Genomic DNA, 25,886 nt, shown 5'->3' with positions numbered 1-25,886 from the left:
CACGAGTAGTGTCGCCGCCTCAACGGTTTAAAAGCTCTCATGACCGAGCCTGCCCGATTTCCCGAGCTCTATAGGGTTATGAAGCTAGGGCGCGTGTTGCCGCTTCCTGCTGGGTGCGGGCGAGTGCCGCCTCCTGCTCGGTCTGGCAGTCTACGCACACGCCTTGGTAAAGCACGTCTGCGCTGAAGAGTGCCATACCGTGAAAATCGCTGGGGGTCAGGCAGGGCGCGGAGCCGACCGCGCAGTCCACGTCTTCGACCTTGCCGCAGCGTACGCAGAAGGCGTGGTGGTGGTTGTCGCCCGTGCGGGTTTCGTAGAGGGCGGGGGTTCCCGGCGGCTCAAACTTACGCAGCAGGTCGATGTCGGTCAGATCGGCGAGAATCACGTAGACCGACTGAACCGTAATGGCGGGGATGCGCTCGCGGACTGCCTGCACGATGATGTCGGCGGTGGAGTGCGGGTGTTCCTGCACTGCGTGGAGTACGGCGAGGCGCTGCTTGGTGACGCGGCGGCCCCTGGCGCGCAGGCCGGTGGTCCATGCTTCTTCGAGCTGTTCGGGGCTCATTGCGGAGAGCATGGGCAGGCCGGTGGTGTGGGCGCAGCCGGTATTGTGATGGTCTGGGCGTTGAGCCTTCTTCGTATCGGAGGTTGTCTTTGCGTCGGTCATAGGTTTAAGTCTACACATTATTATGAGAAATTCATCATTATTTTATGAAAAGCTCATAATAAGCCGGCAGGGCGTCCCTTTCATCCACTCTGTGGCGCCCCTCCTCGCCCCGGCCTCGGGTGTGAAGAGATGCCGTACAATCAAAGAACCTAGAGTAACCCGTACCGGCAATCACCATCAAGGAGGATAGGGTCATGGTGTACGACTTCACAAACCCCATCTACATTCTGCTGATGATTCTGCTCTTCGGTGTGCCCATCGTGACCCCGGTGATTTACGGCCAGTACCGCAGTACTACCACCGGTTTTGATCTGGAAGGTCAGCTGATGCTCGGCCTGCTCTTCATCCTTTTCCTGGGTGCTTACAGCACGATTCTGCTGCTCGGTATTTTTCCGACTGCTACGGCGCAGGTGATGGAGCAAGTGCCCCTGGTGAATATTCCGGGCGCTATTCCCTAATCCCCTTTTGAGCTTTCGGCATATGGGTGACGCTCTGGGTGAATCCGCGCTCCAGAAGGTGCGCACACGGGTGCTTGCACGTATTCTATAGAGTCAAGTACGCGCTGTACGCACTGACCTAATTGTTCAGGAGGATACCCATGCACAGCCATAACAACGGACTGAAAACTGCCCTGTTGATGGGCTCCATGGTGGGCATGATGTTGCTCATCGGTGGCCTGCTTTCGGCGACTTTCCGCACCTCCATTTTCATCTGGGTTATGGGCCTGGTGAGCTTGGGTTCGGTCGCGTACACCTACTGGAACTCCGATAAGCTCGCCCTGCGCTCCATGAATGCGTACCCGGTCAGCCGCGAAGAGGTTCCGGTGCTTTACGACATTGTGGAGGAGCTTTCCTCCCGCGCGGGTCAGCCCATGCCCGCTCTTTACGTGGCACCGACCATGACTCCGAACGCGTTCGCGACCGGTCGTAACCCGCAGAATGCGGCGGTGTGCTGCACCGAGGGTATTTTGCAGTTGCTGGATGAGCGCGAGATGCGCGGCGTGCTCGGCCACGAGCTGATGCACGTGTACAACCGCGATATCCTCACCTCTTCGGTGGCGGCGGGTATCGCCTCCATTATCGGTACTGTGGCTCAGTTCCTCTCGTTTGGCGCGATGTTCGGCGGATCCAACCGCGATGGTGAACGCGCCAACCCCCTCGCCATGTTCGTGGTTGCCATGCTGGCTCCCATTGCTACGCAGGTCATTCAGATGGCCATTAGCCGCACCCGCGAATTTGATGCCGACGAAGATGGTGCACGTCTGACCGGTGATCCGCTGGCTCTGGCTTCGGCGCTGAACAAGCTGGAGAGCGGTGTGTCCATGTATCCGATGGACCCGAACAACCGCAACACGGAGGCGGCGAGCGCCATGATGATTGCGAACCCCTTCGGTTCGCTGAAGAACATGCTCTCTACTCACCCGCCGATGGACCAGCGTATTGCGCGTCTGCAGCAGCAGGCTCGTGAGATGGGGCAGTACTAAGTCTTTTCTTCGCTGAATCATCCGGGCGCGAGTGTGTCACTGTATGCATGTGACGCTGTACGAATATGACCCGGCGTGACGATTATGACCCGCGATGACGGGTTGGCAGACAAAAATCCTCGGGGTGGCTACTGTGGAAGTAGCCACCCCGAGGATTTTTGTGTAGAAGATTTTACGTTTCGGCTTCTAACCGCCTCCCTCACCCATTGCTGGGCGGGGAGCCTCGCCTGAGTTTAGCGGTAGTTGACGAACTGCAGGTCAATCTCAAGGTCAGCGGACTTGAGCATTGCAATGACTTCCTGCAGGTCATCGCGGGACTTGGAGGAGACGCGCAGCTCATCGCCCTGGATGTTTGCCTTCACGCCCTTGGGGCCCTCTTCGCGGATCATCTTGGAGATCTTCTTTGCCTGATCCTGCGCGATGCCTTCCTTGATGGAGCACTCGATGCGGGTTTCCTTACCGGATGCGTAGGGCTTGCCGGAGTCCAGGGACTTCAGGGAGATGCCGCGCTTGACCAGCTTGGACTGGAAAACGTCCAGTACTGCTAGGGCGCGCTCTTCAGCGTTTGCCTTGATGAGGATCTTGTCGCCGGAGTAGTCGATTTCTGCACCAACGCCGCGGAAGTCGTAACGCTGGGAGATTTCCTTCTGCGCCTGGTGCAGTGCGTTGGAAACTTCCTGCTTGTCCACCTTGGACACAATGTCGAATGACGATTCGCTAGCCATGGGCTTTCCTTTCGTGAATGAGGTGCTACTGGCACCGGTTAGTACTAGCCTACCGGGTTGGGGCTCTTGTTCACAGCTAACTATCAGAATAACGAGCCTGTTTTACAGGCGTTACTAACCTTAAAAGAGGACAATAGAAATATGACCACTCCTAACCTGTCCACGACGGACCTGCACACGAGCGAGGAAGCTCGCGACCTGCAAACCCTCCTTTTCATCGACCTGCATACCTCTCTGGGTGCTGAGCCCGAGGGTATTCCTGAGGCTGAGCGTCTCAATGAATCTGACCACCACGAGATTCATCTTGACCTGCACGAGGAAGATGCTGAGCCCTCTCCCTTTGACGGTATCGGTATCACTCTGACTGAGCCTTCGCTGGTGGCGCGTTTCCGCGGTGTTCGCCGTGACCTGGAGCGCGAGATTGCTGGCGACATGTGCACCGTGGAGCAGGCGCGCCGCTACCTGGAGCACCTGGAGATTGTGCTTCTGCTCGAGCAGGACGGCGATACTCCTTCTCGTTCCTTCTAGGGCTTCTCGGTAGGTGGGGCGGCTGCTCTCCGGTGTCTCTCCGGTGGCGAGGTAATCGATAAAATCAGCCAAATATATAACCTTCGTCACAAAACCCTGCGTGAAGTGTACAAGTCCCCAAAACTGCTGTAGAGTAGTCTCTGTTCGCGTGAGCGAGCAACTAGCACCTAGCTAGGCGGCAGGTTACCCGAGCGGCCAAAGGGGGCTGACTGTAAATCAGCTGGCACTGCCTACGGGGGTTCGAATCCCTCACCTGCCACAAATAGCCCGGTTACGAAAGTAACCGGGCTTTTGTGTATCTAAAACCGGTTTCTACAACCAAGGGCGGCGAGGCACATTCGCGCTGAGCTTCTCTGCAAAACTCTTACACGGTACTCTTATGCGGCGCTCTTACACGGCACTCTTGTGCGGTTTGTACTCGCCGGTCGTTCCACCCGCCGGATGCGGAGCCTCCGCGACCCGTTACAGGCACCTCGCTGGAGCCTCCGCGACACGCCCATGAACCGGCTGAAACTGCCGCGGAAAGAACCAACTATGACGGCAATTTGTCATATCTTTCACAATGTTTGAATCCCAGGGCGAACAATTCGCGATTGGGGTCTTGAGGGTGTAGCTTTATCTCATGGCTACTATTGAAATTACTCAGCAGAACCTGACTGCTACCGTCGAGAGCAACGACATCGTCTTCCTGGACTTCTGGGCGGACTGGTGCGGTCCCTGCAAGCAGTTCTCCCCCGTCTACGAGGCGGCTTCGGAGAAGCACACCGACATCGTTTTCGGCAAGGTCGACACCGAGGACCAGGGCCAGCTCGCTCAGGCAGCAGGCATTACCTCCATCCCCACCATCATGGGCTTCCGTGGCGGTATCCTGGTTTACCAGCAGGCTGGCGCACTGCGCGAAGACCAGCTGGAGACCGTGATCGGTTCGATCCGCGAGCTCGACATGGACAAGGTCCGTGCAGAGATCGCAGCAGCAGAAGGCTCTGCAGAGAAGAAGTAAGCTCACCACCACAAAAGAGCTTGAACGGGGCGCACCCGCCGGCACAACCGGCTGGGGCGCCCCGTCCCTTTTATCCTCGTTAGGGTGCGTTAGCGGTCGCGATGATCCTCAATGGTCATACGCGCCCCGTAGCGCTGCTTCGAAAAGCCCGATGCGTGCATGAGCCGCACCAGGCGCTGCCGATGGGGGCTGTAGGGTGCCAGCAGGGCGAGCATTCCCGCATCATCGGTGCGCTGACCGGTGAATAGCTCACCGACCGCGTGCGCCAGATGGTAGTCGCCCACGCTGATGGCGTCAGGGTGCCCGCATACCCGTTGCAGAGCCTCGGAAATACTCCACGGGCCCACGCCACGCACAGTGTGCAGGCTCCGCGCCAGAAGCGCAACGTCGCCTTCTGCCGTAATGTTTTTCAGAGGCTCGGCGGAACGTGCGTAGGCGTACATGGCATCGTAGCGGCTTTTATCAACGCCTGCCCGATGCCAATCCCAGGTAGGAATTGTCGCCAGGGTCCGGGCGGTTGGATAGACGCGCATCCCATCCGGCTGATGCCCCAACCCGGTCGAAGGGGCGGGGGAGCCGTACTTTCGCAGAACCCAGCCCAGGGTTCTGAACGCTTCGGTCTGGGTGATGCGCTGCTCCACAATGGCGTTGAGCATCTGCCGGTCCAACTGCCCCGAGGCGCTGAGGCGGAGCCCCGGATTCTGCCGCCACGCCTGCTGAACACGCGGCGGAAGAGACTCAAAAGAAGGCAGAGCGCCAAACTGCTCTGCGGGGTCGTGCAAACCCAGCCAATACGTCATTTCCTGCGCCAGCGCCTGAAGGTCGGCTCGCGCCTGCATCTGCTGATCCGCAGCACTATAAGAAACCCAGATGCGAATACGCACCGGGCGCATCAGTAGACGATGCAAGGAGGGGACAGTTGCTGGCAGATCTGAGGCTGCCGCGATTCGTTCGACATACAGCACCGCAGGGAACTCATGAAAGGGTGTGCGGGTCGTCACCCAGATTCGTTCGGCACCATCCGCGCGGCTCAGCGCACGATACGAAAGATCCTGAGCGCCGCGGCGCAACGACCCCAAAGTCTGCGCCAACTGCACCGGAACATGCGGCTCAATCACAACCTCGCACGCCTCGGGAGCCAGGGCACCGGGAAGGGGCGAAGCGGCGGGGGAGAGCGTACGAACCTGGACGCGCGGCTGGTGAAGAACGGTAGGCTCCTGAAGAACATCCGTAAACGCCGGCGCATAGGGTACACCAGCGGCCGCCAAAGGATGCCGGACGCACTGCACACCCGCTCCAGGGTGGTTACCGGGGTTCGCGCCGCCGGGGATTGAAGAAGGAAACGTACTCACCCCACCAGTCTATGCGCCCAAACCGGGCAGTAGCATTCGGGGCAGATATTTGAAGAACAAGATACAAAAAGTGCAGGAAGGGCAGGCATACCGCTAATGCGATACCCTAAAGTAGAGCGAAAATGAACGCAAACTCCGCCACCGGCACAACACAGGCTATGCGTTCCGCCCGTTCACAAGGGCGCCCACGCCCGGACATACACCCCGAGAGAAGGACGCCTATGGCACCGGAAGCACATGACGCACCCTCGATAACTGACGCACCTGAGAAGAACGGCACCGCCACAGGCGCGCGCCGCCAGCGTACCCAGAAAAAGCCGCGTCAGTCCTTCGCTGAGCGCGTCAAGAGCATCCGCCCTCTCGAACTTCTGCCCGGTCTGCTCCTCGCCGCCGCCGTTATGGCGCTGTACACCTACTACTCGCTTCAGCAGATGAAGCACTGGGTGACCCCCTCCTGGGACCTGGCAATCTTCACCCAGATGGCGCAGGCGTACTCGCACTTCTCCGTGCCCATCGTGCCCATTAAGGGGCCCGACTTTAACCTCTGGGGCGACCACTTCCACCCGATTCTGGTGCTCCTCGGTCCCGTCTACGCGCTGTTCCCTTCACCGACCACGCTACTGGTCGTGCAGAACGCCCTGGTCGCTTTCGCAAGCTTCGCGATTGTGCGTTTTACTCAGCGTGCCTTCGCGCTCGGTCAGAAAGCTGAACTCGCTACGACCGGTACCGCTGAACCCGCTCAGAACGCCAAGCCCGCAAAGTATCGGGGCGTTATCCCCACCATTACCGGTCTGCTACTCGGCGCCGGCTTTGCCCTCAGCTTCGGCGTTCAGCAGGCCATTGCCGCCCAATTCCATGAGGTCGCCTTCGCCGTGCCGCTGCTCGCCATGAGCCTCGGCTACCTGGTGCTCGCCTCGCGTGTGAGCGGCACCGAACGCGCCCGCTACCTCGCATACGCCTGCTGGTGGTCCCTGCCTATCGCCTTCGTCAAAGAAGATATGGGTATCACCGTCGCAGCTATCGGCCTCATTATCTTTATCCGCACCGGCTGGCTGAGCACCGCCGTCGACATTCTGATGCCGCGCCTCTCCGCAGGTACCCCCGCCCCCATGCGCACCCGCATGCAGCAGCTCTACTCCTCCTGGGCACGTACCCCCGCCGTCGCAGAATCCACCATGGTCATGATCTGGGGTGTGTTCTGGTCCGCCGTCGCCATCTACGTGATTCTGCCCTACTTCAATAGCGGCGGTAACTTCGACTATGCCGACAAGGTGAACTTCTCCGCAGCCCTGGGCGACCCCTTCGGCTCGGTCCTGCAGATGCTCGGTAACAACACCAAACTGGCAACCCTCGGACTGCTCCTGATGACCGGTGCGCTCCTCTGGGTCATTTCACCGCTGGCGGCAATTGCCCTGCCGACCCTCGCCTGGCGACTGCTCTCCACCATGGAGTCCTACTGGGCAAGCACCTGGCACTACTCGCTCGTGCTCATGCCGGTCGTCTTCCTCGCCCTGCTGGACGCCGTCCTGCGTGTGCGGTACGGCGTGGTCCCCGCCGCAATTCCGGTACGCTCGGCCGCGCGCGCAACCGATAGCGCCTCCACTCAGGAACCTGCCGCACCCGCTGCCCCCGGCCGCCTGACCACTCTGGCGCGCCGCATGCCCGTATGGGTTCTGCCCGCCGTGGCGCTCCTGCTGGCTGCGTCCCCGATCTTCGTTGCTGGTTCCCAGCAGCCCCTCGCGTCCCTGGGTAACGCACAGTTCACCGCCTCCGCGCTGACCACCACCGACCAGATGAAGCAGGACGCCGTGCAGAAGGTGCCCGAAGGGGTAACGGTCGCATCTGACCTGTCGATTCTGACCCAGCTGATTCCCGGCCGCACCGTCTACTGGATCGGCCACACCGGCGAACCCGCCCCCGACTACGTGGTCATTGACCGCAAGAGCAACTCCTGGGGCGGCAACCCGCCGACCAACGCCGCACAGTACGCGGCTGACCGCTACGGCCACTCCTACGCTAAGTACGCGACCGTCGGCACGATTGATATTGTGCGACGCGTAGACTAGCCCTTCGGTTTAACTTCTCAATGAGCACCCACCCTCCGAAAGTGAGGGTGGGTGCTCGCCTTTAAGAGATGAGGTTTTAAGCACCTTTTTATAGCCCAGGCGGGGACCCTACTGTACACTGGATAGAACACGGGAACCCCCGATGAAGGTCTTGTGCGCACCCGGCACCCAAGGTGGTGCTGGAATTGTAGGTGCGCCGTACTCACCATCACCGATTGATACGCCCCACAAAATTGCGGTTCACACCGCTCACGAGGGCTTCTCTTAACGATCTCTGGTCCAGCGTCTTTGCTGCGTCTGCTGTAACAGACACACCACCGCCGTAGAGCGGGAAGGCGAATCACCAGGAATACGTGACATTGCATGTGAGCATTACCCACCCTGTACACCCCTGAAATACGGGGACTACTGTGCGCTGAGCGCAGAGTACGACCAGGTGTGCGGATAATGTGCCGAGAAATTCAAGACCACCCCCAGCAAAAGCCGCTACCCGCAGCATCCGCAGAATACCTCTGCAGAATGCGCCGGTAACGGAGGCCCCCTGGATGCTCTACTCCCCAGGGGATGATGTGTGGCTGGGCCGTGAAGGGGACACCCGGTAAGCGCCGAAAAGCGTGCGCTATCCACCCCTACCGTATAGAGGAAAAATTGACTGAGAATACTGCTACCCCGGCCGAACTGAACGCCGAGGCAGAGACCGTTGTGACCACTGAGAACATCACCGAGAACACCGTTGAGAGCCCTGCTGTAGAAGCAGAAGAAACCACCGCAGAAGCACCCGCCGAAAAGGCTGAAGAAGAAGGCGTACGCTTCACCGACCTGGGCCTGGACGCACGCGTCCTGGCAGCGCTGGAAGAGGTCGGCTACGAGAAGCCGTCCCCCATTCAGGAACAGACCATCCCCCTGCTGCTCGAAGGCCACGACGTGGTCGGTCTGGCACAGACCGGTACCGGTAAGACCGCAGCATTCGCGCTGCCGGCACTGTCCCGCATGGCTGAACTTGCCGACATTAACGGCGTCTCCCGCGATACCCAGGTTCTGGTCCTGGCACCCACCCGTGAGCTGGCTCTGCAGGTTGCAGAAGCCTTCTCCTCCTACGCAACCCACATGGAGGACTTCACCGTTCTGCCCATTTACGGTGGCTCCCCCTACGGCCCGCAGCTGGCCGGTCTGCGCCGCGGTGCGCAGGTCGTCGTCGGTACCCCCGGCCGCGTGATTGACCACCTCGAAAAGGGCTCCCTGGACCTGTCCAACCTGCAGTACCTGGTACTGGACGAGGCAGACGAAATGCTGCGCATGGGCTTCGCCGAAGACGTGGAGAAGATCCTCGAAGGCACCCCCGACAGCAAGCAGGTTGCACTCTTCTCCGCAACCATGCCCAACTCGATCCGCAAGATCGCTCAGCAGTACCTGAACGACCCCACCGAGATCCGAGTCAAGGCTAAGACCACCACCAGCGCAAACATCACCCAGCGCTACATGCAGGTCATGCACTCCCACAAGCTGGACGCAATGACCCGCGTGCTCGAGGTGGAGAACTACGACGGCATCATCGTCTTCGTGCGCACCAAGAAGGAAACCGAGGAAGTTGCCGACAAGCTGAAGGCACGCGGCTTTGCGGCAGCAGCGATCAACGGTGACATCCCCCAGCAGCTGCGTGAGCGCACCGTTGACGCCCTGCGTGACGGCCGCATCGACATCCTCGTTGCAACCGACGTGGCTGCACGCGGCCTGGACGTTGAGCGCATCTCCCTGGTCGTCAACTACGACATCCCCCACGACACCGAGTCCTACGTGCACCGCATCGGTCGTACCGGCCGTGCAGGTCGCGAAGGTGCCGCAATCCTCTTCGTCACCCCGCGTGAGAAGTACATGCTGCGTCAGATTGAGAAGGCAACCCGCCAGAAGGTCGAGCCGATGCACATGCCCACCGCAGAGGCAGTGAACGAGACCCGTAAGCAGCGCTTCGCACAGCAGATTACCGAGACCATCGAGTCTGAGGACCTGAGCTTCTTCCGCCAGATTATCGAAGACTACGAGAACGAGCACGACACCACCGCTGAGGACATCGCAGCCGCACTGGCTGTTATCGCCCAGCAGGGTCGACCCTTCTTCCTTGACGAGGAAGAGGACATCGCACGCAACTCCCGCCCCTTCTCCGACGACGATTCGGACCGCGGCGGCCGCAAGGCAAAGCGCGCGCACAACGACGAGGGCATGGTCAACTACAAGCTGAACGTTGGCCGTTCCTCCCGCGTGACCGCAGGCGCTATTGTGGGTGCGCTGGCTAACGAGGGCGGCATTAAGGGCTCCCAGATTGGCTCCATCGACATTCGCCAGCACTTCACCATTGTTGGCCTGCCCGAGGACCTGCCCCGCGACTTCTTCGATCGCCTGCGCGACACCAAGATCGCTGGCGAGTTCATCAACATCCGCAAGGACAACGGTCCCAAGGGTGGCGGACGCGGCTTCGGCGGCGGTCGTCGTGAGGGCGGCTACCGCGACTTCGACCGTCGCGATGGCGGTCGTCGGGAAGGTGGCCGCCGCGAGGGTGGCTACCGCGGTAACCGTGACGGTGGCCGTGACTTCGGCGGTGACCGTGACTTCAAGCGTGGCGGCCGCGATTTCGGCGGCAAGCGCAACGACCGTGACTTCGGCGGTCGAGATAACCGCCGCGAGGACCGCGGTGGTCGCGACTTCAAACGCAACGACCGCGATTTCGGTGGCAAGCGCAACGACCGTGACTTCGGCGGTCGCGATAACCGCCGTGATGGTGGCTACCGCGGTAACCGTGACGGTGGCCGTGACTTCGGCGGCCGCGGCAAGCGCTACTAAAATTCCGGCTAAGCCTGAATTTGCGGTAGGAGGGGTTTGCTGAGGCTATCGGCTAGCAGCCTTGTCATCCGCATATGAGTCAAAGACCGGCAGAGGAGCGATGAGCTCTCCTGCCGGTCTTTATGTATATGGGTGTTGATGTGTTTGCGTCAGCTGTTGTGGTGGCGCCTGGTCATTACTGGGGCTCCTGGCCATTGCTGGAGCTCCGGGTCAAAGCTGGGTGCTCATGGGGCACCGTGGAGAACAAGTAAGCATCAAATGTGGCGTATGCCATAGCTTTTCCGCTTGCGAGCATTCCTGAAGACCTGTATAGTTTTACCTGTTGCCCCGATAGCTCAGTGGTAGAGCGCCATCTTGGTAAGATGGAGGTCCCGGGATCGATTCCCGGTCGGGGCTCAGATAAGCCTGTCTCTTCGGAGGCAGGCTTTTTTGTTTGCCAATTTTGTCTGCCTATTTTCTTTGCCTGAAGCCCGGTCTGCAGGCGCTCAATAGTACTCAGCCCTGCGGCTCGATACCGGGCATAGCGAAGCCCCCGAGAAAAATACTCGGGGGCTTCATCTTTATGCTCTTACAAAAGTGTTAGGAGGCGCGGCTTACCACCGGCAGCTGGGAGAGCAGCTCGTAGGAGCGCAGGCGGTCCTCGTGCTCCCACGCCTCGGTCATGACGATGAGCTCGTCAGCGCCCGTGCGCGCCACCAGATCCTCAATACGAGCCTGCGCGGTGGCGGGAGAGCCTACGATTGCTTCGGCGGTCATACGGTCAATGTGCATCTTCTCTGCGTCGGTCCAGATGGCGTCCATATCTTCCACGGGAGGTGCGAACGACAGATTGCCGCGCACTACGCCCAGGAAATGCTGCTGCTGGCTCGTGTACAGGTAGCGTGCCCGCTCATCGGTATCGGCGAGCATTGCGGTGGCACCCACCATGACGTAGGGCTGCTCCAGGTGCTCCGAGGGCTTGAAGTTTGCGCGGTAGGTGTCTACTGCCTCCTGCAGCATTGCGGGGGCGAAGTGCGAAGCGAATGCGTAGGGCAGACCCAGCTGTGCGGCAAGCTGCGCACCGAACAGTGAAGAACCCAGAATGTACAGGGGCACCTTCGAGCCCTGGCCGGGAATGGCGTGCACGCGGTGCATGGGGGAGGGCTCGCCCAGGAAACGCTGCAGCTGCTGCACCTCGGCGGGGAAACTCATGGCGGCAGAATCGTCGCGGCGCAGGGCGGCGGCGGTCATCGGGTCGGTGCCGGGCGCACGGCCCACACCCAGGTCAATGCGGCCGGGGTGGAATGCGTTGAGGGTGCCGAACTGCTCCGCCACCACGTAGGGTGCGTGGTTGGGGAGCATAATGCCGCCCGAACCCACGCGAATACGCTCAGTGGCGGCGGCAATCTCAGCCATGACCACCACGGTCGCCGAGGACAGCAGGGAACCGGCGTTGTGGTGCTCGGCGACCCAGAAACGCTCGTAGCCGTAGGACTCAGCCGCGCGGGCGGCATCGATGGTGTTGAGCATGGTCTGGTGCTGGCTCTGGTCGGAGCGGTGCGGCATCAGGTCAAGAACCGAAATTTTTACGTTAGAAGACACGGGTTTTCCTTCTGAAATAGATTGCGGGTACCCGTTCAGCCTACTCTTGCCTGGGCGAGAAGTGTAGGGGCATATTGCGCGCCTTCGCTAGCAGGTAAATAATGCGAAGAAATACTGCGCATGCGCTCTGAATCTTCGACGCGCCGTCCACTCTGCGCGCCCAAGCTGAACACTGTGCACAAGAACGGTAGACTGAAACCATGAGCATTAACCCTGAGATTGTGGGCAGGGTCTACCCGTCCGAGAACACCTACGTTGTCGGCCGCGAAAAGATCCGCGAATTTGCCCGAGCAGTTCACGCAGAAAACCCCCTCCACCACGACGTTGAGGCAGCCCGCGCGGCAGGGTACGCAGATGTGATTGCCCCGCCGACCTTCGCCATTATCCTGGCGCAGGCAGCTGACGCGGCACTCATTAACGACGATTCCGCCGGTATTGATTTCTCCCGCGTGGTGCATGCCGACCAGCGCTTCACTCACCACCGCCCCATTGTTGCCGGTGATGAGCTGCGCACCGAAGTTCACGTGGACTCCGTGCGTGTGATGGGTGCCGGCGCTATGCTGACCACCCGCGAAGAAATCGTTGACGCGCAGGGCGAGCCGGTCACCACCTGCATTTCTTCCCTGCTGGTTCGTGCTGAGGAGGAGAACTAATGGTGCGTTTTGAAGATCTTGAAAAGGGCCAGGAGATTGGTTCGCGTACCGTGGAGCTCTCCCGCGCTTCGCTGGTGCGTTACGCTGGCGCCTCCGGTGACTTCAACCCGATTCACTGGAACGAGCGTTTTGCCCAGTCGGTGGGCCTGTCTGGCGTGATTGCTCACGGCATGCTGACCATGGGTACTGCCGTGCAGCTCGTGAGCGACTGGGTGGGTGACCCCGGCGCGATTGTGGACTACCAGACTCGATTCACCAAGCCCGTTCCCGTGGCGGATGCACCCGGGGGCGAAAACCCCGACACCCCCACGAACGCCCTGACCATTAGCGGTAAGGTGGGTGCCCTGAACGAGGAGGAGCGCACCGCCCGCATTGACCTGACTGTCACCGCTCGTGACGAGGAAGGCAAGGAACAGAAGGTTCTGATGAAGAGCCAGGCTGTGGTTCGTCTTTCGGCGTAGTCTCTTGGCGTAGAGTTTCTGCGCTCGCAGATAGCTTGCGTGAAGGCCTCGGTGCTACCCGATGCGGTGGTGCCGGGGCTTTTGCGCGCTCACCGATTTTGTGCGCTTATCGGCGGGGTGGTGGCGTTTTTCTGAGAAAGGTGCGGCGGAAAATGAAGGCAAAATCACCATAAGGTTTTCGTGACTTTAACGCATGGTGGGTGTCGACCCCGCACAACGACCGGTATTCTTAACCTATGACTGAAAAGCTGTTGAGCGAACTGACCACCGCCCAGGTAGGCGGCCCCGCTAAGACCTACGTCCGCGCCACCTCCGAAGCAGAAATTATCGAAGCAGTCTCCGCTGCAGACGCCGCAGGCGAACCCGTCCTCATCGTGGGCGGCGGCTCCAACCTGCTGGTTTCCGACGAAGGCTTCAACGGAACCGTCGTGCACATCGCCTCCGAAGGCGTAGAGAAGCTGCCCATCCCCGCGTGCGGCGGCGCAAACGTGCGCGTGCAGGCGGGCACCATCTGGGACGACTTCGTCAAGCTCAGCATCGAGAACGAATGGGTCGGCCCCGCAGCCCTCTCCGGCATTCCCGGCACCGTGGGCGCAACCCCCGTGCAGAACGTGGGCGCCTACGGCGTTGAGGTGGGCGAGTTCATCACCTCCGTACGCACCTGGGACCGCGAAAAGAACACCCAGAAGACCTTCGCGAGCGCAGACCTGCGCTTCGGCTACCGCGACTCGGTGCTCAAGCGCGCAACCGTCAACGGCTCGCCCCGCTACGTGGTGCTGACTGTTGATTTCCAGTTCACCCTCGGCAACCTCTCTTCCCCGATTCGCTACGCCGAGCTGGCGAAGAGCCTGGGTGTTGAGCCCGGCGAGCGCGCCGACTCTGCGCTGGTCCGTGAAAAGGTGCTGGAGCTGCGCGGCTCCAAGGGCATGGTGCTCAACCCCGAGGACCGTGACACCTTCTCGACCGGTTCCTTCTTCACCAACCCGATCGTGTCCCGCTCGATCCTGGAGTCCCTGCCCGAGGGCGCCCCGAACTTCCCGGTGGTTGTGAAGACTTCCCCGTTCACCGCCGGTGTCGAGGATCCGGACCGCGTGAAGCTCTCGGCTGCATGGCTGATTCAGCACGCAGGCTTCGATAAGGGCTTCGGCCTGGAGGGCGAGTCCCGCGAGATTGCCCAGGGCCGCGCGAGCCTGTCGACCAAGCACACCCTGGCGATTACGAACCGCGGCGGCGCATCCGCTGAGGACATCTTCGCTATCGCCCGCGCTGTGCGTGACGGCGTGCGTGAGCGTTTCGGCGTGACCCTGGTGCCTGAGCCTGTCGTGGTCAACGGCGAAATCTAAACGCTAAACTTCTCGTCTCTCGTAGCGCGAGAGCGCATAGAATAAACGCTTCGGGCGGTCTCTGTAGCAGAGACCGCCCGAAGCGTTTTATTGACCCGCCATAGCTAGTGGCGGGGCGAGGAGATGCGTGCCTGCCCCGGCAGGTAAGGCCTGCGCTTGGGCGCTGTGCGCGTTGCTGCCAGGGGAGCGGTAGGAAGGTGTTCCATTAGCACCTGAACCGCTAGGGGAAGCTTCTGCGGCTGGCTGGGGGCGTGGAAAATCGGCTTGTGGCGCGTGGGACGGTACGGGTAGTATTCCGCGTCCTCGCCGTGGGACCAGACAATGTTGCCGAACTCGCCGGGAACGGGTGAGAGCACGTTAGCGTAGTAGGCGCGCGCCTGCAGGTCGGTACGTTCCGAAGCGTCGGTAGATACGCCGCTGGACACACGATCCTGCTCGATGACGAGGGCTCGAACCATGCCACCTACCGTGCTGACCGCGTTCACGTGTAGGGCGAGCAGGTCCCCGTCCTTGTGGTCGATCTGCACCTCACCGTCTGCGAGGATTCGGGTACCCTTGGTGATGCTGCTGGCGATTCCTTCGCAGAGGGCGCGGATGAGCGCCATACGTGCCGGGTAAAGGTCAGCGATATCCCAGCCGATGAGGGCTGCGGAATTGCCCGCGTACTCCTCACAGGATTCGTAAGACGCCACATCCACGTAGCCGCGGGCGATAGGTTCACGGTCGTAGGGGCGGCCGTCGCGCTGCTCCCAGAAGCTGAGGGCGGTTGCGGCGAAGACAGCCTGCCCGTCGCGCACGGCGACGCTGAGCGTGAAATCCTGCGGGTAGCCGTTCTTGCTACGCGGGCGCAGGGGAACGGCTCGGGTGTATTCGGTGAATTCCTCGGGCCAATCCAGGTAGTAGCTCATTCGTGCCCCGTCGCTACGGTGCACGGTGAGTTCGCCCGGCAGTAGCATGGCTTCGGGCACACCACCGGCGCGTTCGGCGGCGTAGTGTTCGCTGACGGGCCAGGGGTTGAACTCCGTGCGGTAGGGGCTGGAGAGGAAGGAATCGAGCATAGAACGTATCCTCTCATAGTTCAGGTTTTAGTGCATGGATACGCGGCTTTTATGACAAATGAGCTGTCCCCTCTGAAGGCTCGGAAAGAGTGTTCAGAAAGGACAGCTCATAGTGTGGGGTGGGCGGCTCGTTTAGAGGGACTCGCCGCGGCGTTCAGGCAGCAGGAACACGGTGGTTGCCGCTACCAGGAATGCGGTGGAGAAGAGCGTAAAGAGCAGCGGGGTTCCACCGAAAGCGACCAGCGGCGGCACAATGAGCGGCGCCGCGATGGAGGCGATACGACCAATACCGGCGGCGGCACCGGTGCCGGTTCCGCGCAGGTGGGTCGGGAAAATCTCCGGGCTCAGAGCGTAGAGGGCACCCCACGCGCCGAGGTTGAAGAAGGAGAGCAAGCATCCGGCGAGGATGATGAATACCTCGGTGTGCGCCATGCCGTACCCTGCCGCTGCGAGGGCGGAGCCGAGCAGGAACGCGGCGAGGGTTGCGCGGCGGCCCCACTTTTCGATGAGGTAGGCGGCGACCGCGTAGCCGGGCAGCTGGGCGAGGGTCATGATGAGGGTGAACGCAAAGGACTTGACGAGGCTGAAGCCCTGGGCACTCAGCAGAGTCGGAATCCAGATGAACGCGCCGTAGTAGGAGAGGTTGATGCAGAACCAGATGACGCACAGGGCGATGGTCTTGCGGCGCTGACCGGCAGCCCAGATGGAGTGGACCTTGGCGGACTCGGCGTTGTCGGCGCTTTCTACGGCGCCGTGCTCCGCGGAGTCCTCGGCCTTCTTAGCGTTGGGGAAGAGAGCGGGAGACGCCTCGAAACGCTCGACGACGCGGCGCGCATCATCGTGCTTGCCGACGGACTCCAGGAAGCGCACGGACTCGGGAGTTCCCAAGCGAATCACCAGCGAGTAGATGGCGGGGACCAGGCCGATGGCAAGCGCCCAGCGCCAGCCGTTCGCCTGGGGAACAACGAAAGTACCGATGAGCGCGGCGAGAATCCAGCCGACAGCCCAGAACGCCTCAAGGGCGACCACGACGCGGCCACGAATAGCGCGCGGCGAGAACTCAGAAATCAGGGTGGACGCCACCGGCAGTTCCGCACCCAGGCCCAGGCCGACCAGGAAGCGGAAGACGAGCAACACACCCAGGGAGGTGGCAAGCGCGGAGGCGCCGGTCGCCAGACCGTAAATCAGCAGGGTGAGTGCGAAGATGTAGCGGCGGCCGAGCTTGTCGGCGAGCAGACCGCCGAAGGTTGCGCCGAGCGCCATGCCGGCGAAGCCGATGGATCCGAGCCAGGAGGCTTCGGTGGGGCTCAGATGCCATTCCTTGATGAGGGCTGCCATGACGAAGGAGATGAGGCCGACGTCCATGGCGTCGAGTGCCCAGCCGAGACCCGAGATGCCCAGGAGCTTGCCGTGGGCGCGGGTGAAGGGGAGGTTTTCGAGGCGCTCATTGAGCGTGGGAGGTGCCGTGCGTTCCGCGGTGGGTGCAGTGGTGCTGGCGGGCGCAGCGGCGTTGGTGCGGTGTGAGTCCGTCGATGCGGGACGTGAGGAGGACACGGTAGTGGGTCGCTTCCTTAGTGTTTAGGCACAAGTGCCGGGTGAATTGTTCCCTTACAGTGTATAAAGGTACTTTCGACTTGAACACTATTGAAACGAAAAAATTTTGAAGATGACGGAAAAATCTCAACATGAAGAAATCTTTCACAGCACCCACCCAGCGGCGGGTGCTATTCTCTAACCACCGCCGCCCGGTGACACCCACCCGCGGCATGTTCGGAAGGACCAACCCTGAAAACCCTCGAAGATGAAGTCAAGGAAAGCGAAACCAGTCGCTTTCACCGCTGGCTCGAAGCCCGCAAGGAGCGCATGCACGCGCATCCGGTCATGCGTCATCTCTACAAGCCCCTCGTCATCGGCGTGGGCGCCTTCTGCTTTATCGCCGGCCTGATTATGCTCGTCACCCCCGGCCCCGGCTGGCTGTTCATCTTCATCGGCCTGGGCATCTGGGGCACCGAATTCACCTGGGCACGCCGCGCCAATATTTTCATGAAGCACGTGGTGCTCACCGCCTGGTACCGCTACTGTGCCTGGCGACAGCAGCGCAAAGAGCGCAAAGCCGCACGTAAGGCAGAACGCAAAGCCGCCGCCGAGAACCATCGCTAAGCCCGCATAAGCTATACCTAGACACAGAAGCCCTCGCTCCCATCCGATAAGGATGGTAGCGAGGGCTTTTATATAGGCTTGTCAGTGAGCTTTAGAGCTTGCCAATAGCAATCTGCAGCATACGGCGAATCGGCTCAGCAGCACCCCACAGCAGCTGGTCACCCACGGTGAACGCGCTAATGTACTCGGGGCCCATAGCGAGCTTACGTACGCGGCCGACCGGAATCTCCAGAGAACCGGAAGCAGCCACGGGGGTCAGCTGCTCCATGGACGCCTCACGCTCGTTCGGCACGAAGCGAACCCAGGGGTTATCCTCGGCGATGATGCGCTCGATCTCCTCCAGCGGCAGGTCCTTCTTGAGCTTGATGGTCAGCGCCTGAGAGTGCGAGCGCATTGCAGCGATACGGACGCACAGGCCGTCCATGGTGATCTTGTCGTCTTCGGGGCGGCCCAGAATCTTGTTGGTCTCGACCTCAGCCTTCCACTCTTCGCGGGACTGGCCGTTACCCAGGTCGGAGTCAATCCAGGGAATCAGGGAGCCGGAGAGCGGCACACCGAACTGGGAGGAATCCAGCTCGCCGGAACGCTGCTTAGCCAGGACCTTGCGGTCAATATCCAGGATTGCGGATGCGGGGTCGCTCAGCTCCTCGGAGACCTCGTTGCCCAGGTCGCGGAACTGTGCGAGCACCTCACGCATGTGGCGTGCGCCGCCGCCGGAAGCAGCCTGGTAGGTCATGGAGGTTGCCCACTCGACCAGGTCGTTCTTGAAGAGGCCGCCCAGGCCCATCAGCAGGCAGGAGACGGTGCAGTTACCGCCGACGAAGTCCTTCACGCCGGATGCCAGGCCGCGGTCGATAACATCGCGGTTAATGGGGTCCAGCACGATGATGGAGTCATCGTTCATACGCAGGGTGGAAGCGGCGTCAATCCACAGGCCGTCCCAGCCAGCTGCACGCAGCTTCGGGTGCACAGCCTCGGTGTAGCCACCGCCCTGAGCGGTCACAATAATCGAGTGCTTACGCAGCTCGTCAATGTCGTATGCGTCCTTCAGCTCGGACGGCTCAATTACGCCGTCGAAGGTGGGCGCCGCGCCACCAACATTAGAAGTGGTGAAGAAGACGGGGGTAATGCCCTCGAAGTCGCCTTCCTCAACCATGCGCTTCATGAGGACGGAGCCCACCATGCCGCGCCAGCCAACAAAACCTACAGAGTCACCGGGATTAAAGTTCATGGTTCCCAGTGTACTCTCAGGCTGGCGGGTGCGGACTAACACCGTACAAAAAATTTGATATTCGGAACGGGATATTCTGCGGAGGTGCTGGTCTCGGTACCGGTTATGCACCGCGGAGGCGTTAAAGCGCTCAAGCCTGCGGTACTCCGGGTGGAGTAGCCGCAGGCTCGAAATGTACGTCCATATTAGCGAGTGAACGCGGGAAGCTTGAGCTAGATACGTTCCAGCCGCTGGAACGAGAAGTACATGGGGTTCTTCGTGCCCGACTCATCGAGCAGGTAGCCCATCTCGCTCTTCTCCCAGGCGCTCTCGGAAACCGTCCGCCAGCACCCGTTCGGGGAGCCAGCCGCGCAGTTACCCTGAGAATCTGCAAGCTGCAGCTCGGGCGCTCGCGTATCGCCGGTAATCTCGTTGCCCTCCTGGCAGTAGAAGAGGGTCCGCTCCACCGTCTCCACCCGACCGAAGGCGGGCAGGTCGGTGCGGGAGAGCGCCTCCGCGTACACGGAGCCTCCGCCAATAATCCAGGCATCAACTGCTGCAGCATCTGCGGGGGTATCCTCAACCGGCGCGCCCGCGGCGTCACGAGCCGCGTACAGCGCCGCATCCAGTGAAGGAACCCACAGGGCTCCGTCGCGCTCTTCAGCCTCAGAGACAGAACGGCTAATCACAATATTCGTACGACCCGGCAGGGGGCGGAAACGCGGCGGAAAGGACTCCCACGTGCGGCGACCCATAATCACCGGAGCACCCAGCGTCACCTTCTTGAAGTGCGCCAAATCCTCCGGAGCGTACCAGGGCATATCCCCGTCACGACCAATGATGCCGGCATCGGTTTGAGCCCAAATAGCGCCCAGACGATACATCATGCCTCCTAGAACTACCTGCAGTTAGACCGCAATCGGGGCGGCAATACCGGGGTGGTGCTTGTAATCCACCAGCTCAAAGTCTTCGTACTCGTAGTCGAAAATAGAAGGCTTCTTGGTTTTAATAACGAGCTTCGGGTACGGGTACGGTTCGCGCGGCGGGTAGGGGTTACCCTCCGGGTCGGTGCCGTAGCCCAGCTGCTTCTTCACCTGCTCCAGGTGGTTCGAGTAGATGTGGCAGTCGCCGCCGGTCCAGATGAACTCGCCCGGTACCATACCGACCTCTTCGGCAATCAGGTAGGTCAGCAATGCATACGAGGCGATGTTGAAGGGCACGCCCAGGAACATATCGGCACTACGCTGGTACAGCTGGCAGGACAGCTCCTTCACACCGTCGGCGCGTTCGTGCACGTAGAACTGGAACAGCGCGTGGCAGGGCGGAAGCGCCATGCTATCCACCTCGGCGGGGTTCCACGCCGAAACAATGTGGCGACGAGAGCTCGGATTATTCTTCAGTGACTCAATGACCTTCGCAATCTGGTCAATCGTGCCGCCATCGGGGGTCGGCCACGAACGCCACTGCACGCCGTACACCGGACCCAAATCGCCGTTCTCATCAGCCCACTCATCCCAAATGGTCACGCCGCGCTCCTGCAACCAACGCACATTCGACGAACCGCGCAGGAACCACAGCAGCTCAATAGCAACCGACTTGAAGTGCACACGCTTGGTGGTAATCAGCGGGAACGACTCACGCAGATCAAAACGCATCTGACGGCCGAAAACACCGAAGGTGCCGGTGCCGGTACGGTCGGAACGCTGCGCATCCGCCGCAATGGCGTCCTTGTTCTCCTCGAGGATTTCGCGCAGAAGATCTTCATAGGGCGTGGGGATTGCGTGAGTCATAAGAAAAACCTTGAATCCTGTCAGTAGACGTGAGAGGCGGCAAAGAAGCAACCGCCCCTCTATTGTAAAACCCGCAAACGGGGTGCAGGTAGAGCAAACGCGCTGAGCATAAAGCCCAGCGCGCTCGCTATGAAAAGATAAAAATCTAGCCTAGAACCTAGTCCAGAGCCGCGCGTACACGCTCCACCGAGACAATACGCGGATCATCGCCCTCGGTCACCTGCAGGACCAGGGCATCGCCGGGCTCCAGGTACGGGTCCTCGGTCGGAAGTATCTCCGCGGAACCCTCAAACAGGTACTCGCGCAGAACATCCATCACCTGCGGCAGTACCGGGCGGTGGGTGCACAGCAGGGACGAAGAATCCTTATCGAACAGCGAAGCCACCACGCGGGCAGTACGCGCCGGGTGACGCTGAGCCCCAGCCTCCGACAGGGACTTCTTCTCCTTTACCGAAACACCGTAATCCACCGAATACGGGGTCACGGTCTGAACGCAACGCAGCCACGGGGAAGAAATAATGCGGCTCGGAGCCCACGCCGCAAAGAGACGGCTAGAAGCCAGCGCCTGACGCTTACCGGTAGCCGCGAGCGGACGGTCATCCTCAGCGGCAGCCCAGTTTGAACGCGGCTTAGCCTTCGCGTGGCGGGCAATCAGCACCGGGCGGGTGCGCAGCACGTCCGCCTCCGCGAGAGCCTCCAGGGACTCCAGGGGAGCCAGGTCGTCCTCGTTGGTCAGCAGGGCGCGAGCAACCTCGGTGGATACCCAACGCAGCTCATCCACTTCACCCTCATCCGCCAGGGCGCGGGCACCCTCGGGAAGTTCAGCGGACCAGTAGAAGACATCCTTAGGGCGGCCACCCACCGGGTAGGAAGTCACCGCCAGGGGCACACCCAAAATAACCTGCAGGCCGACCTCTTCGCGAATCTCACGAATAGCAGTTTCAGCCAGGGACTCACCCGGATCCTGCTTGCCCTTAGGCCAGGACCAGTCATCATAACGGGGGCGGTGAATGATGAGGACCTCAAGCGCACCATCGCGCATGCGCCAAATCAGTGCGCCAGAAGCAACAATATCCGCAGTGTTCGCGGGGGCGCGGTCAATGCTGTTGACCGCGTCAAAACGTCGTGCCGAGTAGTAGATGGAGGGGGAATCCAGCGGTGCCATATCTCTCTCTGAACCTCTTCGCTAGGCTTGTGCACAATGCCAGGGGGCACCATGCTCCGCGTCTAATTGTAGGTGAGAGAGCGGTCAAGTTGTAATCTCAACGTAACCTGTTGTTCACTTTTGCGCTAAGTGCACTAGTCCACCGCACGTTTTTGCACGACACGCGGAAAACCCCGCCTGCCTCACGCCATAAAGCGCGAGAACAGACGGGGTTCACGACCAGAAATCACCGGTAGGTCAGCGGCGAAGTCTTAGACCTTATCGACCACGTTCTTACGGGAACGCGAGCTCAGGTAGTACGACTGCACGTCCTGCAGCGGGTTGCCCTGATCATCGGTGTCGTGGCGGGTCCAGTTGCCCTCAGAATCCAGGTGCCAAGTACGCGAAGAATCACTCATGTAGATGGTGAACATGTCACGCAGGTACTTCACGTGGCGCGGATCCTTCACCGGCACGAGCGCCTCAATACGGCGGTCAAGGTTACGGTGCATCATATCGGCAGAGCCAATGTAGACAATCGGGTCGCCGCCGTTTTCGAAAGCAAACACGCGCGAGTGCTCCAAGAAACGACCCAGCACCGAACGGACGCGAATGTTCTCGCTCAGACCCTTAACGCCCGGGCGCAGAGCACAAATACCGCGAACCACCACATCCACCGGCACACCAGCCTGCGAAGCGCGGTACAGCGAATCGATCACGGCCTCATCCACCATGGAGTTGCACTTGATCTGAATCTTTGCCGGGCGGCCAGCCTTGTGGTTCTCAATCTCCTGATCAATGCACTCAATCAGGCCGCTACGCAGAGTACGCGGCGCGACCAGCAGCGACTGGTAGTTGGTCTTCGGCGCGTAACCGGACAGCTGGTTGAACAGACGCGAAACATCCTCACAAATCTGCTCGTCACAGGTAATCAGACCCAAATCCTCGTAGAAACGAGCGGTCGACGGGTGGTAGTTACCGGTGCCGATGTGAGCGTAACGGCGCAGGTGGTTACCCTCGCGGCGCACCACCAGCGACAGCTTGCAGTGAGTCTTCAGACCCACGATGCCGTACACCACGTGCACGCCGGCGCGCTCCAGCTTACGAGCCCACGAGATGTTGGCTTCCTCATCAAAACGAGCCTTAATCTCAACCAGCGCCACAACCTGCTTGCCTGCCTCAGCCGCCTCAATCAGCGCATCCACGATGGGGGAGTCGCCACTGGTGCGGTACAGGGTCTGCTTAATCGCCTGAACACGCGGGTCAGCGGCTGCCTGAGCCAGGAATGCCTGCACACTGGTCGCGAACGAGTCGTACGGGTGGTGCAGCAGCACGTCGTGGTCGCGGGCGGCAGCGAAAACGTCCGCAGCCTTCGCGGTCTCGGTGGCGTTGAGCCAGCGGGAGGTGTGCGCAATGTGCTTGGGGTAGTGCAGAGCCGGGCGGTTCGCGCGAACAATCGCACTCATGCCGCGCAAATCCAACGGAGCCGGCAGGCGGTACACCTCGGACTCGTCAATGTTCAGCTCAGAAATCAGCAGATCCAGGATGGTCGGGTTGATGGTGTCCTCAACCTCCAGGCGGACCGGAGGACCGAAACGACGGCGCAGAAGCTCCTTCTCCAGGGCCTTCAGCAGGTTCTCTGCATCGTCCTCTTCCACCTCAAGATCCTCGTTACGGGTCACGCGGAAGACGTGGTGCTCCACGACCTCCATGCCCGGGAAGAGGGCGTCCAGGTGCTCAGCAATGATGTCTTCGAGTGCAATGTAGCGGCTCTCGCGGCCGGCAGTGTTGGCGGCGCGGGAACCGTCCACAGAGATCATGCGGTCCAGCTGATCAGGCACCTTCACGCGGGCGAACAGCTCCTTGCCGGTCTGCGGGTTACGCACCAGCACCGCAAGGTTCAGCGACAGACCCGAAATGTACGGGAAGGGGTGCGCCGGGTCAACAGCCAGAGGAGTCAGAATCGGGAAAATATCGCGCATGAACTCCTCGCGCAGACGCTGCTTAGCGTCCGCATCCAGGTCGTTCCAACCCACGATACGGATGTTCTGCTCCTCCAGAGCCGGCAGAACCTGGTTGTGGAACACATCGGCGTGGCGTTCCTGTAGCTTGTGGGCACGCTCAGCGATCTCTTCCATCTGCTCCTCGGGGCTCAGGCCCGCCGCCGAAGGCACCGCCAGACCGGTCGCAATGCGGCGCTTCAGACCCGCCACACGCACCATGAAGAACTCATCCAGGTTAGACGCCACAATCGACAGGAAGTTCAGACGCTCCAACAGGAACAGGTTCGGATCCTCCGCCAGCTCCAGCACGCGGGTGTTGAAGTCCAGCCAGCTGCTCTCACGGTCGAAGAAACGCTCCGGGCCGAACTCCTCTTCCAGGCTGAAGTAGGAGCGCTTCTCGCCCTTCTCAATGCGGTCACCGCGAGAATCGGCGCGCTCAATCTTCGAAATATCGTGGCCAATGTGAATGACACCGGTCATGGGCGCAGGCTCAGACGGCTTGGGCTTAGGCGCCTTATTCAGGCCATTGGGGGCGGGTACCATACTGTACTTGCCTTTCTGATCGGGGATAAGTCGTGAAGAAGCACGCCAACTGTGGCGCACCAAAAGCTAGGCGGCAGGCTCATCCTGCTGGGCGGGGGCGTACATGCGGTCAACCGTCGCCACACCGAAACCCAACGAAGTGTAGAGGGAATATGCGGTGGTGTTATCGGCATCCACGTACAGGTCGATGGCGCGTAGCGGCTCGCCGTTCTCGTCTTCAGCGCAGGCGAGGTACGCCAGGGCGCGCAGGGTGAGGGTTCGGCCCAGACCGCCTCCCTGAGCCTGCGGGTTCACGCCCACCACGTAAATCTCACCGGAGGGGGACAGCTCGCCCTGCTCCTGACCGGTCGGGATTTTCGTCCAGGTGAACGCCGCAATAGCGGAATCATCATCCACCTCGGAGGCGATGAAGAAACCCTCGGGACGGAACCAGGGGGAGCCGGTGCGCTCGCGCAAATCGGCGAGGGTGAGCTTGCCCTGCTCGGGGTGGTGCGCAAAAGCGGCGGCGTTTACGCGAAGCCAGGGGAATTCGTCCGCTCCGGTGAAGGTGCGCATCCGCAGGTTCTCGGGGAGGGTTCGCGCATCGGAGCGTTCCACGAGCTCTTCGCGGGTCTGCGCGTCCAGGGGCAGAACCATCTTGTACAGCACACGTACCGGCTCGAAACCGTGCAGGGTCGCGAATGCGTGGGCGGGGCTTTCAATGCCGGTGTCGGTGGCGCTACCGTGAACCCAGAGGCGGTAGCGTACGGCGTCTTCACCCAGCTGGCGGACGGCGTGGTCGAAGAATGCGCTGCCGGCGCCTCGTCCGCGGTATTCGGGTGCGACGGCGGCCTCAATCACGCCGGTATCTTCGTCATGTGCAGGGGTGAGCGCCACGAAGACAGCAGCGAGGGTGCCGTCATCCTCGGCGACAAAGAAACGCGGAGGGGTGAGGGTGCTTTCGCGTAGCGCCTTGCTCAGCTCGATGCGGGTCTGCTCGGAGAACGCCGAAACGCCGTCGTGCTTGGCAACCGCCTGGGCAAAGGAATCGAATCGTTCCAGCAGCTCTTCGGTGAGCTGCGGTTCCGCGTAAACAAGGGAGCTTTCAGCGGGCAGGGTGGAGGGATTGGGTGTCTGACTGTGTACCATCATCGCCTTCTTTCGTAGCCTTCTGATTCAACTCTACCGGGGATGATTGCTCTTTGAAGAGTTTGCTCTTCGTCTTGGGCGAATATGACAAGAACCGGAACATTTACACATTCTGGTACCTGGTTCAGCGGCGAGGCTACTCAAGAACGGGCACAC

22 protein-coding genes and 2 tRNA genes are annotated in these 25,886 nt (G+C 60.9%); 12 read left to right on the top strand and 12 right to left on the bottom strand.

The features are described 5' to 3' along the window. Nucleotides 1-76: 76 nt before the first annotated feature. A complete protein-coding gene (locus HXO69_RS02175; protein ID WP_296545037.1) occupies nucleotides 77-667 on the bottom strand; it encodes a Fur family transcriptional regulator in 591 nt (196 codons plus the stop codon). Between the two features lie 194 nt (nucleotides 668-861). On the opposite strand from HXO69_RS02175, the gene HXO69_RS02170 reads away from it, so the two are divergent. Both HXO69_RS02170 and htpX read left to right on the top strand, forming a co-directional pair. Further along, a complete protein-coding gene (locus HXO69_RS02170; protein WP_070687252.1) occupies nucleotides 862-1,125 on the top strand; it encodes a hypothetical protein in 264 nt (87 codons plus the stop codon). Between the two features lie 140 nt (nucleotides 1,126-1,265). Then, nucleotides 1,266-2,150, top strand: a complete 885-nt coding sequence (gene htpX, locus HXO69_RS02165; RefSeq protein WP_296545034.1) for a zinc metalloprotease HtpX — start codon at nucleotides 1,266-1,268, stop codon at nucleotides 2,148-2,150. 233 nt (nucleotides 2,151-2,383) lie between these two features. Here the strand turns inward: htpX and HXO69_RS02160 are convergent, their stop codons facing one another. Continuing rightward, nucleotides 2,384-2,875 carry a YajQ family cyclic di-GMP-binding protein gene (locus HXO69_RS02160; RefSeq protein WP_005504808.1) on the bottom strand — a complete coding sequence of 164 codons (492 nt, stop codon included), beginning with the start codon at nucleotides 2,873-2,875 and terminating at the stop codon, nucleotides 2,384-2,386. A 141-nt stretch (nucleotides 2,876-3,016) separates the two neighbouring features. Between HXO69_RS02160 and HXO69_RS02155 the strand changes: the two genes are divergently transcribed. The 3 genes from HXO69_RS02155 to HXO69_RS02145 all read left to right on the top strand — a co-directional run bounded on the left by HXO69_RS02155 (nucleotide 3,017) and on the right by HXO69_RS02145 (nucleotide 4,403). Further along, a complete protein-coding gene (locus HXO69_RS02155) occupies nucleotides 3,017-3,403 on the top strand; it encodes a hypothetical protein (RefSeq protein WP_294603744.1) in 387 nt (128 codons plus the stop codon). 177 nt (nucleotides 3,404-3,580) lie between these two features. Continuing rightward, nucleotides 3,581-3,662: transfer RNA gene (locus HXO69_RS02150), tRNA-Tyr, on the top strand. 363 nt (nucleotides 3,663-4,025) lie between these two features. Next, nucleotides 4,026-4,403 (top strand): co-chaperone YbbN, encoded by a 378-nt coding sequence (locus HXO69_RS02145; RefSeq protein ID WP_049353817.1) that lies wholly within the window; start codon nucleotides 4,026-4,028, stop codon nucleotides 4,401-4,403. Nucleotides 4,404-4,492: 89 nt separating this feature from the next. On the opposite strand, the gene HXO69_RS02140 is transcribed toward HXO69_RS02145, so the two are convergent. Next, a complete protein-coding gene (locus tag HXO69_RS02140; RefSeq protein ID WP_296545033.1) occupies nucleotides 4,493-5,755 on the bottom strand; it encodes a DNA-3-methyladenine glycosylase in 1,263 nt (420 codons plus the stop codon). A gap of 221 nt (nucleotides 5,756-5,976) precedes the next feature. On the opposite strand from HXO69_RS02140, the gene HXO69_RS02135 reads away from it, so the two are divergent. The 3 genes from HXO69_RS02135 (at nucleotide 5,977) to HXO69_RS02125 (ending at nucleotide 11,052) form a co-directional block, all read left to right on the top strand. Further along, nucleotides 5,977-7,821 (top strand): DUF2079 domain-containing protein, encoded by a 1,845-nt coding sequence (locus tag HXO69_RS02135; protein WP_296545031.1) that lies wholly within the window; start codon nucleotides 5,977-5,979, stop codon nucleotides 7,819-7,821. A gap of 648 nt (nucleotides 7,822-8,469) precedes the next feature. After that, nucleotides 8,470-10,656: a DEAD/DEAH box helicase gene (locus HXO69_RS02130; RefSeq protein WP_296545030.1), complete on the top strand. Its 2,187-nt coding sequence runs from the start codon at nucleotides 8,470-8,472 to the stop codon at nucleotides 10,654-10,656. A 324-nt stretch (nucleotides 10,657-10,980) separates the two neighbouring features. Next, nucleotides 10,981-11,052, top strand: a tRNA-Thr gene (locus tag HXO69_RS02125). 183 nt (nucleotides 11,053-11,235) lie between these two features. Here HXO69_RS02125 and HXO69_RS02120 read toward each other — a convergent pair. Continuing rightward, nucleotides 11,236-12,237 (bottom strand): LLM class flavin-dependent oxidoreductase, encoded by a 1,002-nt coding sequence (locus HXO69_RS02120; protein WP_296545028.1) that lies wholly within the window; start codon nucleotides 12,235-12,237, stop codon nucleotides 11,236-11,238. Between the two features lie 200 nt (nucleotides 12,238-12,437). On the opposite strand from HXO69_RS02120, the gene HXO69_RS02115 reads away from it, so the two are divergent. The 3 genes from HXO69_RS02115 to HXO69_RS02105 all read left to right on the top strand — a co-directional run bounded on the left by HXO69_RS02115 (nucleotide 12,438) and on the right by HXO69_RS02105 (nucleotide 14,694). Beyond that, complete coding sequence (locus HXO69_RS02115) at nucleotides 12,438-12,890, top strand: MaoC family dehydratase N-terminal domain-containing protein (RefSeq protein WP_005504824.1); 453 nt, start codon at nucleotides 12,438-12,440, stop codon at nucleotides 12,888-12,890. Further along, the gene (locus tag HXO69_RS02110; protein ID WP_049353811.1) at nucleotides 12,890-13,351 is read left to right on the top strand and encodes a MaoC family dehydratase; all 462 of its coding nucleotides are present in this window, start codon (nucleotides 12,890-12,892) and stop codon (nucleotides 13,349-13,351) included. The genes HXO69_RS02115 and HXO69_RS02110 overlap by 1 nt, the downstream gene beginning before the upstream one ends. Nucleotides 13,352-13,587: 236 nt before the next feature. Then, nucleotides 13,588-14,694, top strand: coding sequence for a UDP-N-acetylmuramate dehydrogenase (locus HXO69_RS02105; protein WP_296545026.1), 1,107 nt, complete (start codon nucleotides 13,588-13,590; stop codon nucleotides 14,692-14,694). 104 nt (nucleotides 14,695-14,798) lie between these two features. Here HXO69_RS02105 and HXO69_RS02100 read toward each other — a convergent pair whose 3' ends face one another. Both HXO69_RS02100 and HXO69_RS02095 read right to left on the bottom strand, forming a co-directional pair. Further along, nucleotides 14,799-15,752, bottom strand: a complete 954-nt coding sequence (locus HXO69_RS02100) for a histidine kinase (RefSeq protein ID WP_296545025.1) — start codon at nucleotides 15,750-15,752, stop codon at nucleotides 14,799-14,801. Nucleotides 15,753-15,884: 132 nt separating this feature from the next. Beyond that, nucleotides 15,885-17,306, bottom strand: a complete 1,422-nt coding sequence (locus HXO69_RS02095; RefSeq protein WP_296545022.1) for an MFS transporter — start codon at nucleotides 17,304-17,306, stop codon at nucleotides 15,885-15,887. A 309-nt stretch (nucleotides 17,307-17,615) separates the two neighbouring features. On the opposite strand from HXO69_RS02095, the gene HXO69_RS02090 reads away from it, so the two are divergent. Continuing rightward, nucleotides 17,616-17,912 carry a PGPGW domain-containing protein gene (locus HXO69_RS02090; protein ID WP_296545020.1) on the top strand — a complete coding sequence of 99 codons (297 nt, stop codon included), beginning with the start codon at nucleotides 17,616-17,618 and terminating at the stop codon, nucleotides 17,910-17,912. Nucleotides 17,913-18,003: 91 nt separating this feature from the next. Here the strand turns inward: HXO69_RS02090 and asd are convergent, their stop codons facing one another. The 6 genes from asd to mshD all read right to left on the bottom strand — a co-directional run bounded on the left by asd (nucleotide 18,004) and on the right by mshD (nucleotide 25,733). Then, nucleotides 18,004-19,143: an aspartate-semialdehyde dehydrogenase gene (gene asd, locus HXO69_RS02085; protein ID WP_070688600.1), complete on the bottom strand. Its 1,140-nt coding sequence runs from the start codon at nucleotides 19,141-19,143 to the stop codon at nucleotides 18,004-18,006. 212 nt (nucleotides 19,144-19,355) lie between these two features. After that, nucleotides 19,356-20,006: a dihydrofolate reductase gene (locus tag HXO69_RS02080; protein ID WP_296545039.1), complete on the bottom strand. Its 651-nt coding sequence runs from the start codon at nucleotides 20,004-20,006 to the stop codon at nucleotides 19,356-19,358. A gap of 24 nt (nucleotides 20,007-20,030) precedes the next feature. Then, nucleotides 20,031-20,912, bottom strand: coding sequence for a thymidylate synthase (locus tag HXO69_RS02075; RefSeq protein WP_070846802.1), 882 nt, complete (start codon nucleotides 20,910-20,912; stop codon nucleotides 20,031-20,033). A gap of 157 nt (nucleotides 20,913-21,069) precedes the next feature. Further along, complete coding sequence (locus HXO69_RS02070; RefSeq protein WP_296545018.1) at nucleotides 21,070-22,077, bottom strand: NUDIX hydrolase; 1,008 nt, start codon at nucleotides 22,075-22,077, stop codon at nucleotides 21,070-21,072. Nucleotides 22,078-22,328: 251 nt separating this feature from the next. Then, nucleotides 22,329-24,602 carry an RNA degradosome polyphosphate kinase gene (locus tag HXO69_RS02065; protein ID WP_296545016.1) on the bottom strand — a complete coding sequence of 758 codons (2,274 nt, stop codon included), beginning with the start codon at nucleotides 24,600-24,602 and terminating at the stop codon, nucleotides 22,329-22,331. Nucleotides 24,603-24,668: 66 nt separating this feature from the next. Then, complete coding sequence (gene mshD / locus HXO69_RS02060) at nucleotides 24,669-25,733, bottom strand: mycothiol synthase (protein ID WP_296545014.1); 1,065 nt, start codon at nucleotides 25,731-25,733, stop codon at nucleotides 24,669-24,671. Nucleotides 25,734-25,886: the final 153 nt, after the last annotated feature.

This window comes from Rothia sp. (in: high G+C Gram-positive bacteria), from assembly GCF_015265375.1.
In the GTDB taxonomy this organism is placed as follows: Bacteria; Actinomycetota; Actinomycetes; order Actinomycetales; family Micrococcaceae; genus Rothia.
Note: the sequence above shows the minus strand (reverse complement) of the source record. Positions and strands in the feature narration are given on the sequence as shown.